Origin of the sequence: Massilia sp. LC238 (genome assembly GCF_000735635.1) — a bacterium.
GTDB classification, from domain to species: Bacteria; Pseudomonadota; Gammaproteobacteria; order Burkholderiales; family Burkholderiaceae_D; genus Telluria; species Telluria varians.
On the sequence record NZ_JNNN01000073.1, the window covers coordinates 44200 to 58420 of the forward strand.

14 protein-coding genes and 2 tRNA genes are annotated in these 14221 nt (G+C 64.6%); 7 read left to right on the forward strand and 9 right to left on the reverse strand.

Annotation, left to right across the window (positions count from 1 at the left end; all coding sequences use genetic code 11):
- The first annotated feature begins 1 nt into the window (after position 1).
- The 3 genes from miaA (at position 2) to FG94_RS19750 (ending at position 1248) form a co-directional block, all read left to right on the forward strand.
- On the forward strand, positions 2-952 hold the full coding sequence (gene miaA / locus FG94_RS19740) for a tRNA (adenosine(37)-N6)-dimethylallyltransferase MiaA (protein WP_036215212.1): 951 nt from the start codon (positions 2-4) through the stop codon (positions 950-952).
- An 82-nt stretch (positions 953-1034) separates the two neighbouring features.
- Positions 1035-1111, forward strand: a tRNA-Met gene (locus tag FG94_RS19745).
- A gap of 60 nt (positions 1112-1171) precedes the next feature.
- A tRNA-Met gene (locus FG94_RS19750) sits at positions 1172-1248 on the forward strand.
- A 52-nt stretch (positions 1249-1300) separates the two neighbouring features.
- Here the strand turns inward: FG94_RS19750 and FG94_RS27970 are convergent.
- Complete coding sequence (locus tag FG94_RS27970) at positions 1301-1459, reverse strand: hypothetical protein (protein WP_036215215.1); 159 nt, start codon at positions 1457-1459, stop codon at positions 1301-1303.
- Between the two features lie 250 nt (positions 1460-1709).
- Between FG94_RS27970 and FG94_RS19760 the strand changes: the two genes are divergently transcribed.
- Positions 1710-1925 (forward strand): hypothetical protein, encoded by a 216-nt coding sequence (locus FG94_RS19760; RefSeq protein WP_036215218.1) that lies wholly within the window; start codon positions 1710-1712, stop codon positions 1923-1925.
- Positions 1926-1936: 11 nt separating this feature from the next.
- Here the strand turns inward: FG94_RS19760 and FG94_RS19765 are convergent, their stop codons facing one another.
- Genes FG94_RS19765 through FG94_RS19785 form a run of 5 tightly spaced genes read right to left on the reverse strand, consistent with a single transcriptional unit; the run spans position 1937 to position 7082 of the window.
- Complete coding sequence (locus FG94_RS19765) at positions 1937-2251, reverse strand: putative signal transducing protein (protein ID WP_027866689.1); 315 nt, start codon at positions 2249-2251, stop codon at positions 1937-1939.
- A gap of 24 nt (positions 2252-2275) precedes the next feature.
- Positions 2276-3541, reverse strand: coding sequence for a DUF445 domain-containing protein (locus FG94_RS19770; RefSeq protein ID WP_036215386.1), 1266 nt, complete (start codon positions 3539-3541; stop codon positions 2276-2278).
- A gap of 34 nt (positions 3542-3575) precedes the next feature.
- On the reverse strand, positions 3576-4733 hold the full coding sequence (locus FG94_RS19775; protein WP_036215221.1) for a CaiB/BaiF CoA-transferase family protein: 1158 nt from the start codon (positions 4731-4733) through the stop codon (positions 3576-3578).
- Between the two features lie 14 nt (positions 4734-4747).
- Positions 4748-5890: an acyl-CoA dehydrogenase family protein gene (locus FG94_RS19780; RefSeq protein ID WP_036215223.1), complete on the reverse strand. Its 1143-nt coding sequence runs from the start codon at positions 5888-5890 to the stop codon at positions 4748-4750.
- Between the two features lie 10 nt (positions 5891-5900).
- On the reverse strand, positions 5901-7082 hold the full coding sequence (locus tag FG94_RS19785; protein ID WP_036215226.1) for a lipid-transfer protein: 1182 nt from the start codon (positions 7080-7082) through the stop codon (positions 5901-5903).
- 96 nt (positions 7083-7178) lie between these two features.
- Here FG94_RS19785 and FG94_RS19790 point away from each other — a divergent pair, with 96 nt between their 5' ends.
- Both FG94_RS19790 and ybaL read left to right on the forward strand, forming a co-directional pair.
- Entirely contained in the window at positions 7179-7826 is a 648-nt protein-coding gene (locus tag FG94_RS19790; RefSeq protein ID WP_036215229.1) for a TetR/AcrR family transcriptional regulator, read from the forward strand.
- 102 nt (positions 7827-7928) lie between these two features.
- On the forward strand, positions 7929-9626 hold the full coding sequence (gene ybaL, locus FG94_RS19795) for a YbaL family putative K(+) efflux transporter (RefSeq protein ID WP_036215231.1): 1698 nt from the start codon (positions 7929-7931) through the stop codon (positions 9624-9626).
- A gap of 327 nt (positions 9627-9953) precedes the next feature.
- Here ybaL and FG94_RS19800 read toward each other — a convergent pair whose 3' ends face one another.
- Positions 9954-11924: an AAA family ATPase gene (locus FG94_RS19800; protein WP_036215234.1), complete on the reverse strand. Its 1971-nt coding sequence runs from the start codon at positions 11922-11924 to the stop codon at positions 9954-9956.
- 633 nt (positions 11925-12557) lie between these two features.
- Between FG94_RS19800 and FG94_RS19805 the strand changes: the two genes are divergently transcribed.
- On the forward strand, positions 12558-12827 hold the full coding sequence (locus tag FG94_RS19805) for a hypothetical protein (protein ID WP_027866679.1): 270 nt from the start codon (positions 12558-12560) through the stop codon (positions 12825-12827).
- Positions 12828-12904: 77 nt separating this feature from the next.
- Here the strand turns inward: FG94_RS19805 and FG94_RS19810 are convergent, their stop codons facing one another.
- Positions 12905-13420 carry a DUF1697 domain-containing protein gene (locus tag FG94_RS19810; RefSeq protein ID WP_229446003.1) on the reverse strand — a complete coding sequence of 172 codons (516 nt, stop codon included), beginning with the start codon at positions 13418-13420 and terminating at the stop codon, positions 12905-12907.
- A 58-nt stretch (positions 13421-13478) separates the two neighbouring features.
- Positions 13479-14084, reverse strand: coding sequence for a glutathione transferase GstA (gene gstA, locus FG94_RS19815; RefSeq protein ID WP_036215237.1), 606 nt, complete (start codon positions 14082-14084; stop codon positions 13479-13481).
- Between the last annotated feature and the right edge of the window lie 137 nt (positions 14085-14221).

A 14221-nucleotide genomic window follows, 5' to 3' on the forward strand; every position in this document is an offset into this window, starting at 1 on the left:
GATGAGCAATACGAAACCGATGGCCGTGGCCATCATGGGCCCGACCGCGTCCGGCAAGACCGCGGCCGCGCTGGCGATCGCCAGGACCCGTCCCGTCGAGATCATCTCGGTCGACTCGGCCCTGGTCTACCGCGGCATGGACATCGGCACCGCCAAGCCCAGTCCCGAGGAGCTGGCGGCGGTGCCGCACCACCTGATCGACATCATCGACCCGCTGGAGGCCTATTCGGTGATGCAGTTCCGCGAGGATGCGATCCGCCTGGTGGGCGAGATCAGCGCGCGCGGCGCCCTGCCCCTGCTGGTGGGCGGCACCATGATGTACTTTAAAGGCCTGACCGACAGCCTGGACGAGCTGCCGACCGCCGACCCGGCCCTGCGCGCGCAGCTCGACGCGGAAGCGGCCAGCATCGGCTGGCCCGGCATGCATGCGAAGTTACGCACGCTCGACCCGGTGACCGCCGAGCGCCTGAAGCCCAACGACGCACAGCGCATCAACCGCGCGCTGGAGATCATCGCCCTGACCGGCAAGCCGATGTCCGAACTGCTGGGCAAGCGCGAGAAGCCCGAACTGCCGTTTGACTTGATCTCGTTCGCGCTGGAGCCCTCGGACCGCGCTGTGCTGCACCAGCGCATCGCCCAGCGCTTCGACGCCATGCTGGGCGAGCGCGACGACGAAGGGCTGGTGGCGGAAGTGGCGCGCCTGCGTGCGCGCGGCGACCTGACGCCTGCCCTACCGTCGATCCGCTGCGTCGGCTACCGCCAGACCTGGGACTACCTCGACGGCAAGATCGACCGCGCCGAGCTGCGCGAGCTGGGCATCATCGCCACACGCCAGCTGGCCAAGCGCCAGATCACCTGGCTGCGCGCGATGCCGGAGCGGATCGTGATAGACTGCCTTGGTACGGACCCGATGGGCGAGCTGATGCACAAGCTGAGTCAGTTGGAAAAATGACATTGACGCGAGATTTTTGCGTCGCAGATCGGCGTCCAGCCTTGACAGGCGGCGCGCCGGCATCGATAATGCCTGCCGTTGCGGTGATATAGCTCAGCTGGTTAGAGCACAGCACTCATAATGCTGGGGTCGGTGGTTCAAGTCCACCTATCACCACCACAGAATTCCAAACGGATGGCCTGACTCGCGCAGTCAGGCCATTTTGTTTTACCCGCTTTCGGTGATATAGCTCAGCTGGTTAGAGCACAGCACTCATAATGCTGGGGTCGGTGGTTCAAGTCCACCTATCACCACCAGACAGAAACGGCCCGGTTCTCGCGAACCGGGCCGTTTTGCTTATCAAGGTCGTCAGTGCTTCTTGCCGCCACCCGAGATCTTGTTCTCGGTGGCCCAGGCGCGCCGCTCGGCTTCCTTCTTGCCTACGCCCTTCTTCTCGTAGCCTTCCTCGATGTGCTTGACTTGGCGTTTCTGCTTGTCCGTGTAGGACGATTTATCACCTTGAGGCATGATGGTTCTCCTTTCCATGGTGGGATGGTCCACGGGCTCTAGCCTACGCTCCTGTTTAGCTCCCATAAGTTCGGTAGTTCACGCCCGGCGCCAAGCTACTCAGCCGTAAAGAACGCGTCCGAATCGTGGCTGCAGATCCCGTGTGAATTGGTGAAATTTCCTGCTTGACAGGCTGATATAGTGATACGGATCGGATGATCCGGAAATCTTTCTATCCAAGCGGCGCCCTTTTGATACTCAAAAGATAAAAATGAGCAATCATCAAACATCCTTCCGCAGTGCATGCCTCGAATTCGCCAAGATCCTGCTGCTCGTGACGTTCTCGGCTTTTATCACTGGCTACGTCGTTGGCAGCCTTGGCGGATCGCGGGAAATCGGGCTCGTCGCCGCCTTCACCGGTGCAGCGATGGCTTCCACGTGGTGGCGCAAGCGCCGCAAGGCGCGCCAGGCGCAGCACCCTGGCTGAGCAGCCAGGCCCTACTCGGCAGTAAAGGACTCGTCCAGCGCATAGTCGCCGCGCGCCAGGCCTTCCAGGACGGCGCCGGCCTGCTGCAGGTAGTCCGAGGGCACCAGGATGCGCACCCCGCCCAGCGCCGGCGCCAGCAGCAGATCGGTCTGCATCAGGTGGGCGTCCGCCAGCACGGCCGGGATGCCGGCCGCGACCAGGCAGCCCTGGGCCAGCGTCGCTTCCATCGGGACCAGGTACCTGGCGATGATGAACAGGTCGCGCCCGGGAATCTGGACGACCTCCGGGTTGGCGGCCAGCCAGGCGTTCAGTGCGAGTTGTTCCATGCGACCCTCTCTTTTACCGTTCGGTCAAAACAGCGCCGGCGCCTGTGACAGCAGGTACAGGGTGACGCCGATCAGGCCACCGACGATGGTGCCGTTGATGCGAATGTACTGCAAGTCCTTGCCGATGTTGAGTTCGATTTGCTCGGACATCTCGCGATCGTCCCACTGTTTCACCGTATCGGCGATGTGGCGCGTCAGGAAGCCCGCGAACTCGGGGGCGACGCCGCGCGCCGCCGATTCCAGGCTGTCGCTCAGGGAAGCGCGCAGCTGCGGATCCTCGGCCAGCACCTTGCCGACCCAGGCGCCGGTCGCCACCAGGCGACGGCGCAGGCTCGAATCCTCGCTCTGCAGGTCCTGCTTGACCCAGCCCTTCAAGTCGCCCCACAGGGTGGCGAGGTAGCCGTTGAGCGTCTCGTCGCCCAGCAGGTAGGCCTTGATCTCGTCCGCCTTGCCGGCGAAGGACGGGTCGGCCTTCAGGCGCTCGATGAACTCCCGGGTAAACCTGTCGAAACGCTCGCGCAAGGGGTGGGACGGATCGCTTGCTACCTTGTTCAGGATGCCGGAGGCGAGCCGCACGGCCAGGCCGGCGCCCTTGCGTCCGATCAGCTCGGATGGCAGCATGCTTTCGATGAAGGCATAGTCCTCCTTGAGCCAGTCGACGATGCCCTGCGAGATGGTGGCCTGGGTGTCGGCATTGTCGAGCAGGCGCGCCAGCTGGGTGATGCCTTCGTTGAGCAGTTCCTGGTGGCGCCCGTCGCGCGTCAGGCTCTCGAGGATGGTGCCGGCCGACTTCGACAGGTCGACGCTGTTCACCATGGCGTGCACCGCGCGCCGGATGAAGCCCTGCACCGCGCTGTCCTCGATAAAGTCGAGCAGCCAGATGCCCACGCGCACCAGGTGCCGGCCCAGCAGCTCGGTATTGGCGGGCTTGACCAGCCAGTCGGCCACCTTCTGCACCGGGTCGTGGCGCTGGATCAGCCTAACGATCGATTCGGTATCGAGGAATTTCTCGTGCACGAAGCGCCCCAGGTTGTCGGCGATGCGCTCCTTGTTCTTCGGGATGATCTCGGTATGGCGCGAGACGATCGGGATCGGCACGCGCTTGAACAGCGCCACCACCGCGAACCAGTCGGCCAGGGCGCCGACCATGGCGGCTTCGGAAAAGGCGCGCAGCAGGCCGGTCCACCAGTTCTGGGGCAGGAACAGGGTCAGCACGAACAGCAAGGCCGCGCCCGCGAAGAACGCGAGCGCGAGCATTTTCGATCGCCGCAGTTCGGCTTCTTTCGTCATAGGCTCCGGGGTCATGCCGTCCACCCCATGCATGCTATATGACTTCGCCGTTTCTCAGCGCTTCGATTGCCTGTTGAGTAAAACCCCAGTCGGCCAGGATCGCCTCGCTGTCCTCCCCCGGGCTGCTCGGCGCGCCGGGGGTGGCGGTTGCCGTGCGGCTGAAGCGCGGCGCCGGCGCCGGCTGGGTGACGCCGTCGATCTCGACAAACGTGCGGCGCGCCGCGTTGTGCGGGTGGCGCGGCGCTTCTTCCAAATCGAGCACGGGCGCGAAGCACACCTCGGTGCCCTCCAGCAGGCGGCACCATTCGTCGCGCGTCCTGGTGAGGAACAGCGCCGCGAAACGCTTCCGCAGCTCGGGCCAGTGCGCCTTGTTCCAGCGCCTGGTGAACAGCGGATCGACCTGGCCGGTGAGTTTCAACAGGGTGGCGAAGAACTGCGGCTCGATGGCGCCGATCGAAATGAACTTGCCGTCGGCGCAGGCATAGGTGTCGTAGAACGGGGCGCCGCCGTCGAGCAGGTTGCCTTCGCGCTGGGAGCTCCAGCTGCCTGCGCTGCGCAGGCCGTACATCATGGCGCCGAGCAGCGCCGCGCCGTCGGTCATGGCGGCATCCACCACCTGGCCCTGCCCCGACTTGCGCGCCTCCAGCACCGCGCACACGACGCCGAAGGCCAGCATCATGCCGCCCCCGCCGAAGTCGCCCACCAGGTTCAGCGGCGGCGGCGGCGGACTGTCGGCGCGGCCGGTCGAGTAGAGCATGCCCGACAGGGCGACGTAATTGATGTCGTGTCCCGCCGCCTGCGCCAGCGGCCCGGACTGGCCCCAGCCGGTGACGCGGCCATACACCAGCTTCGGGTTGCGTTCCAGGCAGTCGTCCGGGCCCAGCCCGAGGCGCTCCATCACACCCGGACGGAAGCCTTCCAGCAGCACGTCGGCCCGTTCGATCAGCTTCATCGCCGCGCAGCGCCCGGCCGCATTCTTGAGGTCGAGCGCCAGCGAGCGGCGCCCGCGCGCCATCACGTCGTGGCGCGTGCCCAGCACCGGGTAGGGCGTGTCCGCGCCGGGACTGGCCGCGGCCTTCCTGTCGATGCGGATCACCTCCGCCCCCATGTCCGCCAGCATCATCGCGGCGAACGGGCAGGGGCCGATGCCCACCATCTCGACGACCCGCACTCCTGACAATGGTCCCGTCATGTTTTCAAGCTCCTTCAGAGAGAACGGGCGATGATTTCCTTCATGATCTCGTTGGCGCCGCCATAGATGCGCTGGACCCTGGCGTCCACGTACATCTGGGCGATCGGGTATTCCAGCATGTAGCCGTAGCCGCCGAACAGCTGCAGGCACTGGTCCACCACCTTGCACTGCAGGTCCGAGATCCAGTATTTCGCCATCGAGGCGCGCACGGTATCCATGCGTCCGGCCAGCATGTCCTCGATGCAGCGGTCGATGAAGATGCGCGCGACGGTCGCCTCGGTCTTGATCTCGGCCAGCACGAAGCGGGTGTTCTGCATCTCGATCAGGGCCTGGCCGAAGGCCTTGCGCTCGCGCGTATGCTCGACCGTGAGCTGCAGGGCGCGCTCGATGGCGGCCACGCCGCACACCCCGAGGATGGTGCGCTCGTAGGGCAGCTCGGTCATGAGCTGGGCGAAGCCCCTGCCCTCATCGCCTCCCAGCACGTTCGCCAAGGGGACGTGGGCCTCGTCGAAGAACAGCTCGCAGGTGTCCTGGCCCTTCTGCCCCACCTTCTCCAGGATGCGGCCGACGCGAAAGCCCGGGTTGTCCTTCGTTTCCAGCAGCAGGAGCGAGACGCCCTTGGCGCCCGCTGCCGGGTCGGTCTTGGCCACCACCAGGATCAGGTCGGCCATGTAGCCGTTCGAGATGAAGGTCTTGGAGCCGTTCACGCGGTAGCCATCGGGGCCGCGCACGGCCGTGGTCCGGATGCCTTTCAGGTCCGAGCCGGCGCCCGGCTCGCTCATGGCGATCGCGGCGATCATCTCGCCGCTGGCCAGGCGCGGCAGGTATGTCCGTTTCTGCTCCTCGGTGCCCTGGTTCAACAGGTAGTGCGCGACGATGGCGTGGACGTGGATGCCGAAGGCCGTATCGCCGCCATAGGACAGCTCTTCGAACACCACCGCCATGTGGGCGAAGCTGCCGCCGGCGCCGCCGTATTCTTCCGGGATGTCGGCCAGCAGCAGGCCCATCTCGCCGGCCTTGCGCCACAGCTCGCGGTCGACGTGCTGCTGCTCCCGCCATTTCTGCTGGTGCGGCGTGATCTCACCTAGCACGAAGCGGCGCACGGCGTCGCGAAACGCGTGCAGTTCCTCGTTCATCCAGGGGGACGTGATATCCATGCGCGCCCCCTCAGCCGTTGCGGTACATGGTGACGACGCAGGCGCCGCCCAGGCCCAGGTTGTGCTGCAGCGCCACGCGCGCGCCCTCGACCTGGCGCGCCTCGGCACTGCCGCGCAGCTGGTGGGTCAGCTCGTAGCACTGGGCCAGGCCGGTGGCGCCCAGCGGGTGTCCTTTCGAGAGCAGGCCGCCGGAGGGGTTGGTGACGACCCGCCCACCATAGGTGTTGTCGCCCTCGCGGATGAACTTGTCGGCGCCGCCTTCCGGGCACAGGCCCAGGGCTTCGTAGGTGATCAGTTCGTTGTGCGCGAAGCAGTCGTGCAGCTCGACCACATCGAGGTCTTCCGGACCCAGGCCGGACTGCTCGTACACCTGCTGGGCGCAAGCGCGGCTCATGTCGTAGCCGACCAGGCGCATCATGTCGCCGGCCGCGAAGGTGTTCGGGCGGTCGGTGGTCATGGCCTGCGCGGCGATGTGGACGTCGTGGCGCAGGCCATGGCGCAGCGCGAACTCGCCCGACACCAGCAGCGCCGCCGCGGCGCCGCAGGTCGGCGGGCAGGCCATCAGGCGCGTCATCACGCCCGGCCAGATCGCGGGGGCGTCCAGCACGTCCTGGGCCGTGACCTCCTTGCGCAGCAGCGCCAGCGGATTGTTCACGGCGTGGCGGCTGGCCTTGGCGCGGATGCGGGCGAAGGCTTCGAGCGGCGTGCCGTACTTGTCCATGTGCGCCAGGCCCGCGCCGCCGAAGTAGCGCAGCGCCAGCGGGATTTCCGGCTTGCCGACCAGGCGGTCGGTGACCTCGTCGAAGGCGTCGAAGGGCGTCGGGCGGTCGGTGAAGACCGAGCCGAGGGCGCCGGGGCTCATCTGCTCGAAGCCGAGCACCAGCACGCACTCGGCGGCGCCGCTGGCGATCGCCTGGCGTCCGAGGAACAGCGCGGTCGAGCCGGTCGAGCAGTTGTTGTTGACGTTGACGATAGGGATGCCGCTCATGCCGACCGCGTACAGGGCCTTCTGGCCGCTGGTCGAGTCGCCGTAGACGTAGCCCGCATAGGCCTGCTCCACCTGGTCGTACACGACGCCGGCATCCTCCAGCGCGGCGCGCACCGCCTGCGCGCCCATCTCGTGGTAGGGGCTGCTCGCGCCCGGCTTGGCGAAGGGGATCATTCCGACGCCGCTCACGTATACCTTCCTCATCCCATCTCCATATTCTTGATTAGGTCGAGCGACCTACTATTAATCAATTATAGGTCAGTCGTACCATTAACGGTATGCCTCTGCGATAATCGTGCGATGCCTCCCATTTCCGACGATTCGATCGATAACGCCTTGCGCAACAAGGCCTCCACTACGACCGAAAAGGGCTTCGGGCGCGCGGTCGAGATCCTGCTGGTGGCGCGCCGCCTGCTGGCCGCTGAAGGTTATGCCGGGCTGACGATGCGGCGCGTGGCCCAGGAAGCCGGCATGAGCCTGTCGAACCTGCAGCATTACTACGGCAGCAAGGAGCAGCTGCTCGAAGCCCTGCTCCTGACCACGATGGACGAGTTCCAGGCCAAGATGGACCGGATCGCGGTGGCGATGGCCGGCCGGCCGCAGGTGGAGCGCTTCCTCACCACTGTCGACATGTTCCTCGACGAGATCACCGAGCCCACCATGCATGCGATCTTCTTCGAGATCTGGGCGCTGGCCTCGCGCCATCCCTTTGCCTCCAGCCTGATGGGCAAGATGATGGGGCGCGAGCGCAAGGCGGTGTACGGCCTGATCCAGGGCCTGAACCCGGCCATCACCGAGGAGCAGTACATGGAACGCGCGGTGCTGGTCGTGGCCCAGATCCAGGGGCTGATGCTGTTCCGGCTGGACCGCGTGGCGCGTCCGGAGCAGTACGCCGCGGTGCGTGCATCCCTGCACAAAGTGCTGCTATCGCTCGCAAGCGTGCCGTGATTTGCTGCCAACTGGCGCAAACTCGGCCGTAAAAAATACCGATGAGCGACCCTCCGTCGCGTATACTGGAAGGCTTGTCAACCTGCCACGGAGGCCGCACGGATGCACCATGAACTCAGTCTGATCACCACCATTGCAGCCGCGCTGGGCTTCGGCCTCCTGTTCGGCATGCTCGCCATACGCCTGAGACTGCCTGCGCTGGTCGGCTACCTTGCCGCCGGCGTCCTGATCGGCCCGGCCACACCGGGCTTCGTCGCGGACGTAGCGCTGGCTTCCCAATTGGCGGAGATCGGGGTGATGCTGCTGATGTTCGGCGTGGGCCTGCACTTCTCCCTGGGGGACCTGCTCGACGTGAAGAAGATCGCCCTGCCCGGTGCGCTGCTGCAGATCGGCGTGGCGACGGCGATGGGCATCGGCCTGAGCTACTTTTGGGGCTGGGGCCTGGGTGCGGGACTGGTGTTCGGCCTGGCGCTGTCGGTGGCCAGTACCGTGGTGCTGCTGCGCGCGCTCGAGGCGCGCGGCGTGCTCGATTCCATGAACGGCCGCATCGCGGTGGGCTGGCTGGTGGTCGAAGACCTGGTGATGGTGCTGGTGCTGGTGATGCTGCCGGCCCTGGCTGGTCCGCTGGGCGGCAAGGGCGACGCTGGCGCCGAGCTGTGGCCGGCGCTGGGCAAGACCCTGCTGCAGGTCGGCGCCTTCGTCGCCTTCATGCTGGTGGTCGGCCGCAAGATCTTCCCGTGGTTCCTGTGGCGGGTCGCCAAGACCAACTCGCGCGAGCTGTTCACGCTGTCCGTCATCGCCGCGGCGGTCGGCATCGCCTTCGCCTCGTCGGCGCTGTTCGGCGTGTCGTTCGCGCTGGGCGCCTTCTTCGCAGGCATGGTGCTGCGCGAGTCCGAGCTGAGCCACCGCGCGGCGGAAGAATCGCTGCCGCTGCGCGACGCCTTCTCGGTGCTGTTCTTCGTCTCGGTCGGCATGCTGTTCGACCCGATGGTGCTGGTGCAGTATCCGCTGGAGGTGCTGGCGACCGTGGCGATCATCCTGTTCGGCAAATCGATCGCCGCCTTCGTGCTGGTGCTGGCGCTGCGCTATCCGATCAACACCGCCGTCACGGTATCGGCCAGCCTGGCGCAGATCGGCGAATTCTCCTTCATCCTGGCGGCGCTGGGCATGCAGCTCGAACTGCTCCCCAGCCTGGGCCAGAACCTGATCCTGGCCGGCGCCATCATCTCGATCGCGGTCAATCCGCTGATGTTCAGCCTGGCCGCGCCGCTGGAGAAGTGGCTGCAATCGAAGCCGGAGCTGGCGCGCAAGCTGGAGCGTCCGGCCGATCCGCTGGCCGAGCTGCCGATGGAGACCGAGCGCGAGAAGCTGAGCGGCCAGGTGGTGCTGGTGGGCTTCGGCCGCGTCGGCCGCCGCATCGCCGACGACCTGGTGGCGCGCGGCGTGCACTTCGTGGTGGCGGAGCAGAACCGCGAGGTCGTCGAGCAGCTGCGCGGGCGCGGCATCCCGGCGGTGGCCGGCAATGCCGCCGAGCCGGCGGTGCTGATCCAGGCCCACATCACGCATGCGGCCCTGTTGGTGATCGCGACGCCCGATACCTTCCACGTGCGCCGGATGGTGGAGATCGCGCGCATGCTCAACCCCTCGGTCAAGGTGGTAGTGCGCTCGCATAACGAGGGCGAGGCGGCGCTGCTGCGCGAGGAAACCGGCGGCAAGGTGTTCGTCGGCGAGCAGGAGCTGGCGGCCAGCATGACGCGGCATGTGATGGAGACGCTCAAGCAGAGCGAGGCGGTGCATTAAGGATGGGCAGGCGGAGCGTTCGAAGCCACAAGCATCAATACATCGCCACCTTCAATCAACGTCATGCGCGCCACTGGCGCCCATGACTCCCGGCGCAGGCCGAAATGATGCCACTGGCATCATTTCGTCCAATTTCCTTCACAGTCCACTACTGCTTGCGTGCCCCGGCCAACGTGACGCAAGGAACTTGGGCCCCGGCCTTCGCCGGGGCGACGGTCTTCAGGCTGGTGGTTTTAACAAGGTCGTGACCAGATCTCAGCCATAAAAAAACCCGCCGGGCTTGTGCACGGCGGGTCGAAGAACAGCAAGGAAAAATCGTTGTAAGACTTAAGCGGCAACCACCTCTTCCACGCACAGCTTGAGGTTGGCGTGGCGGCCGTGCAGCTGCGAGTGAATCAGCTCGCTGCGCTCTTCGAGCAGCGCGAACACCGCATCCTTCGAGAGCACATACTCTTCCATCAGGGTGTCCTTGAGCGACTCGATCACCAGCTTGTAGTCGCGGATCGCGTTCAGGGTGTAGCTGTAGAGCTCGTCTGCCTTTTCTTCCACCAGGCGCAGCGTGTGCTCGCCGCCCATGTCCTTCTGCAGCTGCGAATAGTCCAGCTTCGAGCGCGAGTACATCGACAGGCGGCCGACCATCAGGTTCAGCATCTTGGTGATCTTCTCGATGTCGTTCTGGCTGCCCACCGAGATGCCGCGCGGGCCGTAGAACAGCTCTTCCGCCGCCACGCCGCCGTACAGGCCGATCACGTCGCGCTCCAGCTCTTCCAGGGTGCGCAGCGACATGTCCTGGCCCGACTGCAGCACATAGCCCAGCGCGCCGATCTTCGACACCGCTTCGGTGCTGATCTTCAGCAGGTGCGACTTTTCCTTCACTTCGGCCAGGCTCATGCCGGCGCGCAGGTAGGGGTCGATCTGCATGAAGAAGTGACCCAGTTCGTGCAGGGCGATGCGCTCGCGCTGCTTGGTCTTCTCGGCCGTGGTCGCGCGGTCGGTCAGGCCGATGGTGGCGCGCTCGTAGGCACGGAACAGCAGGTTGGTGTTGATGATCGTCTTTTCCTGGATCGACAGCATCGAAGCACGCTCGACCACGGTTTCCAGCAGCGCCGGGCTCAGGTTCTGGGTGATTTCCGCCACCTGGTCCAGGTTGGTGTCGGTCCAGTCGACCAGGCCATCCTTCTTGCGTGCCAGGAAGCTGCGCAGGAGTTCCTTGCGCTCGCCCTTGTTCGGCAGGCGGAAGTTGATCTTGACCGAGAAGCGGCGCAGCATCGCTTCGTCCATCTCGGTGTTCGAGTCGTCGAAGTTGGAGGCGACCACCCAGATCACGCCCTGGCCCTTGTCGCTCTTCACGCCGTCCAGCAGGCCCAGCAGGGTGTTGGCGGTGTCGTCTTCCCACTTCTTTTCGCTACGGCCGCGCGGCATGAACAGGGTCTGGGCCTCATCCAGGAAGATGATGCACTTGCCCTTGGCGCAGGCCTTCTTGTACAGCGCGTTCAGCGCCTTCGAACCGCCGCCCACGTAGCCCGACTCCAGCGCCGAACCCGAGGCCGAGATCAGCGGCAGGTCCAGGCGCTTGGCCAGGTAGCCGACCAGCTTGGTCTTGCCGGTGCCGGCCGGACCGGTCAGCATCACGTTGAAGGGCTTGTCGATGTTGTGCGACTGGTATTCGTCGCGGTTGCGGATCATGTCTTCCAGGTGCAGGACTTCCTGCTTGATGTCGTCCATGCCGATCAGGTCGTCCATGCTGCCCTTGAGCTTGTCCGGGGTGATGACCGAGGCGCTCATGCCCATGCCCGGCACGCCGAACTTGAGCAGGTACAGCACCAGCAGCAGCACGCCGATGGTCAGGCCATAGTTCTTCAGGAAGGTGCCGGCAGTGTCGAGAGCGGTGGCGCCGTCGTCCATCACGGCCTTGTGGCTGGCCAGGTAGTCGTCCTTGGCGATCGAGTACGGGATCGCGTTCTTCAGCAGCACCTCGCGCTCGAGCGACAGGTGCGAGGTGCTCGGCACCTTGACCACGTGGATCGCATCGGCGTCCTTGAACTTGTAGACGTAGCGCGGCGACTCCGACAGCGGCTTGGCGATCAGGAGGTATTCCAGGCGGCCCTTGTGCGCGGCCAGTTCGGTGATCTCGGCAATATTTTGCGACTGCACCACCGGATTCGAATCCTGCGGCACGGTCGATTTCCAGATTGTCACTGCCGCAATCACACCGAGCAGCACTGCCAGCGAAATGCGGACGTACACGCTCTTGAATGCGTTCTTGAAAGCAACCTGAAGTTGGGCGAAATTCGGCATCGTTTGATCTTTAAGCAAAGTTGTCGGACAGCGGTGCTTCTGGGGTGCCGTGCCGGCGTTGGTCTCTCGCGGGATCGGCGTGCGGCGCGTGGTGGCCGCTTTTAGGCATTACATGCCGTGTCCAAACGTGTTCGTTTGGTATTGTTTTGATGCCCGAGGGCAATGGGATAAGGAGACTATACCTGTAAAAAAAACCGAGGTGTATACGGAGCGACGAAAAAAATAGCGATCGCAACGATAGTGAGTAAATAAATAATTAAATTCATTGGCAGATTATCAGCAAAAATTATCGAACTTTTAAATAAAAGCGATTTCTTTGCTAAAACGACATGCCATTCCTAGCATCCGCTTGCAATAATGTCAGGATGCCTGCGAGGCTAATCTGCGACAACAGGATTTCTTTGATTGAGCGCAACATGCACTCATCTTTCATCAAACTGATGACTTCTTTGTGCAAACCGCAATTCAATTGAGCGCAGCAATTTGCCCGCTTTTGATATGCTGATTTCACCGGAGTGCCGTGATGCGACCTGTCATATATGGGGCTGTCTCAGCCGGAAGCAAGTCGCCACGCAGGCAAGACCGGGCAAGAACACCAGTATCAGCAAGCGAGCAACATCAAGAGGAACGGCTATGAATAGATACGCATTGGCAGCAGCACTGGCGATCTGCCTCGGCAGTCCCGCGCAAGCTGCCCTGATCGACCTCTCTACCAGCAACCAGGCCATGGCGCGCGTACAGCAACCGGTACGCAACCTGGCGGTCACCCAGCGCCAGGACGTGGTGGCGCCGCCGGCGAACATGTCGGAGCTGCCCGAACCGGAAGTGTTCGCGATGATGTTGCTGGGGCTGATCCTGATCGGCTACAAGGCGGGGCGCGACAGCAGCGAGAAGTTCAAGTAGCCATCGGGCCTGAACTAGCGCCTTGGTCCACATCGCTGGACCGGGCGCTCAGGCGCCATCGCACAGGGCCTGCAGTTTCAGCAGCGTGTTCCAGTTACGGGATGTGGTGCCATCCCAAGAAGTTTCCCAAGAGACGTAGCCGCAGCGCTAAGCAACATCCCTTCCGGACACCAGACATAGGCAGCGTGCTCCCCCAGCGCGAGCCGCTCGCAGCCCCAGTCGCGGCTGTCGAGCGCAGCCAGCTTGTCGCGCTGCGCGGCCGCACCCAGCAGGAAGACGATCAGGCGCGCGTGGTCGGTCGCCACATCGAGCAGCGGGTTGCCGTCGATGAGCGCGCCCAGTTCCTCGCGGCCGAGCACGAACACACGCGCCGCCACGCCGAGCCTGAGCACCAGCGCTTCCTCGATCGCCGCGGCGGCTTCCTGCGCCGTGGCGCCTTCCGCCCGGAACACGAGGTTGCCGCTGTTGAGCAGGCTGCGCACGCCGGTATAGCCCAGGCCCTCGACCAGCGTGCGCAGGTCGGCCATGGCAATGCGCTTGGCGCGTCCGACGTTAGTTCCTCGCAAGAATGCGATGTAGCAGGAGCTGTTCATGGGCGCGATCCTACCCGAGGCGATCCCGGCGTGGCGCAGTGCTCGACCTTCGACGGAGTCAGGCGAGGCCTTCGGCGCGCAGCGCTTCCTGCACGGCCGGGATGGTGCCGATTCTGGCCTGATAGGCCTGCAGGGCCGGCCAGTCGTCCAGGCCGAACTTGGCGAACTGCACCCAGTTCAGCACCGTGAACAGGTAGGCGTCGGCGATGCTGAACCCGCTGTCCATCAGGAAATCGCGGCTTGCCAGCTTGCCGGCCAGGTAATCCAGCGGACGCGCCAGCGCCGCCCACGCCGCGGCACGGCCCTCTTCGGTACAGCCCGGCGTAAACAGCGGCGTGAAGCGCTTGTGCACTTCGGTGGCGATATAGTTGAGCCACTCCATGACCTGGTAGCGCTCGAAGGTCCCGTAAGCCGGGGCCAGGTTCGCGCCAGGTGCCTGGTCGGCGACGTATTGCAGCAGGACCGCGGCTTCGGTCAGCACCCTGCCGTCGTCCAGCTGCAGGGCCGGCAGCGCGCCCTTGTCGTTGATCTCACGGTAGTCGCCGCCGCTGGCGATGGTCTTGGTCTTCATGTTCACGCGCTCGACCGAGAACGGCAGGCCGGCAGCGATCAGCGCGATGTGCGGCGCCAGCGAACACACGCCTGGACTGATATAGAGCTTCATCGTTTTCCTTTCATGATGGGGCGACACGGTCGCAAATTGCAAGCGTACAACATTTCTCAATACACACTGCGGGAATGCCACAAAGCTGTGCCAGGCCGGGTGGCGCCGCCACCCCGGTGTTAAGATCGTCCAAGTTA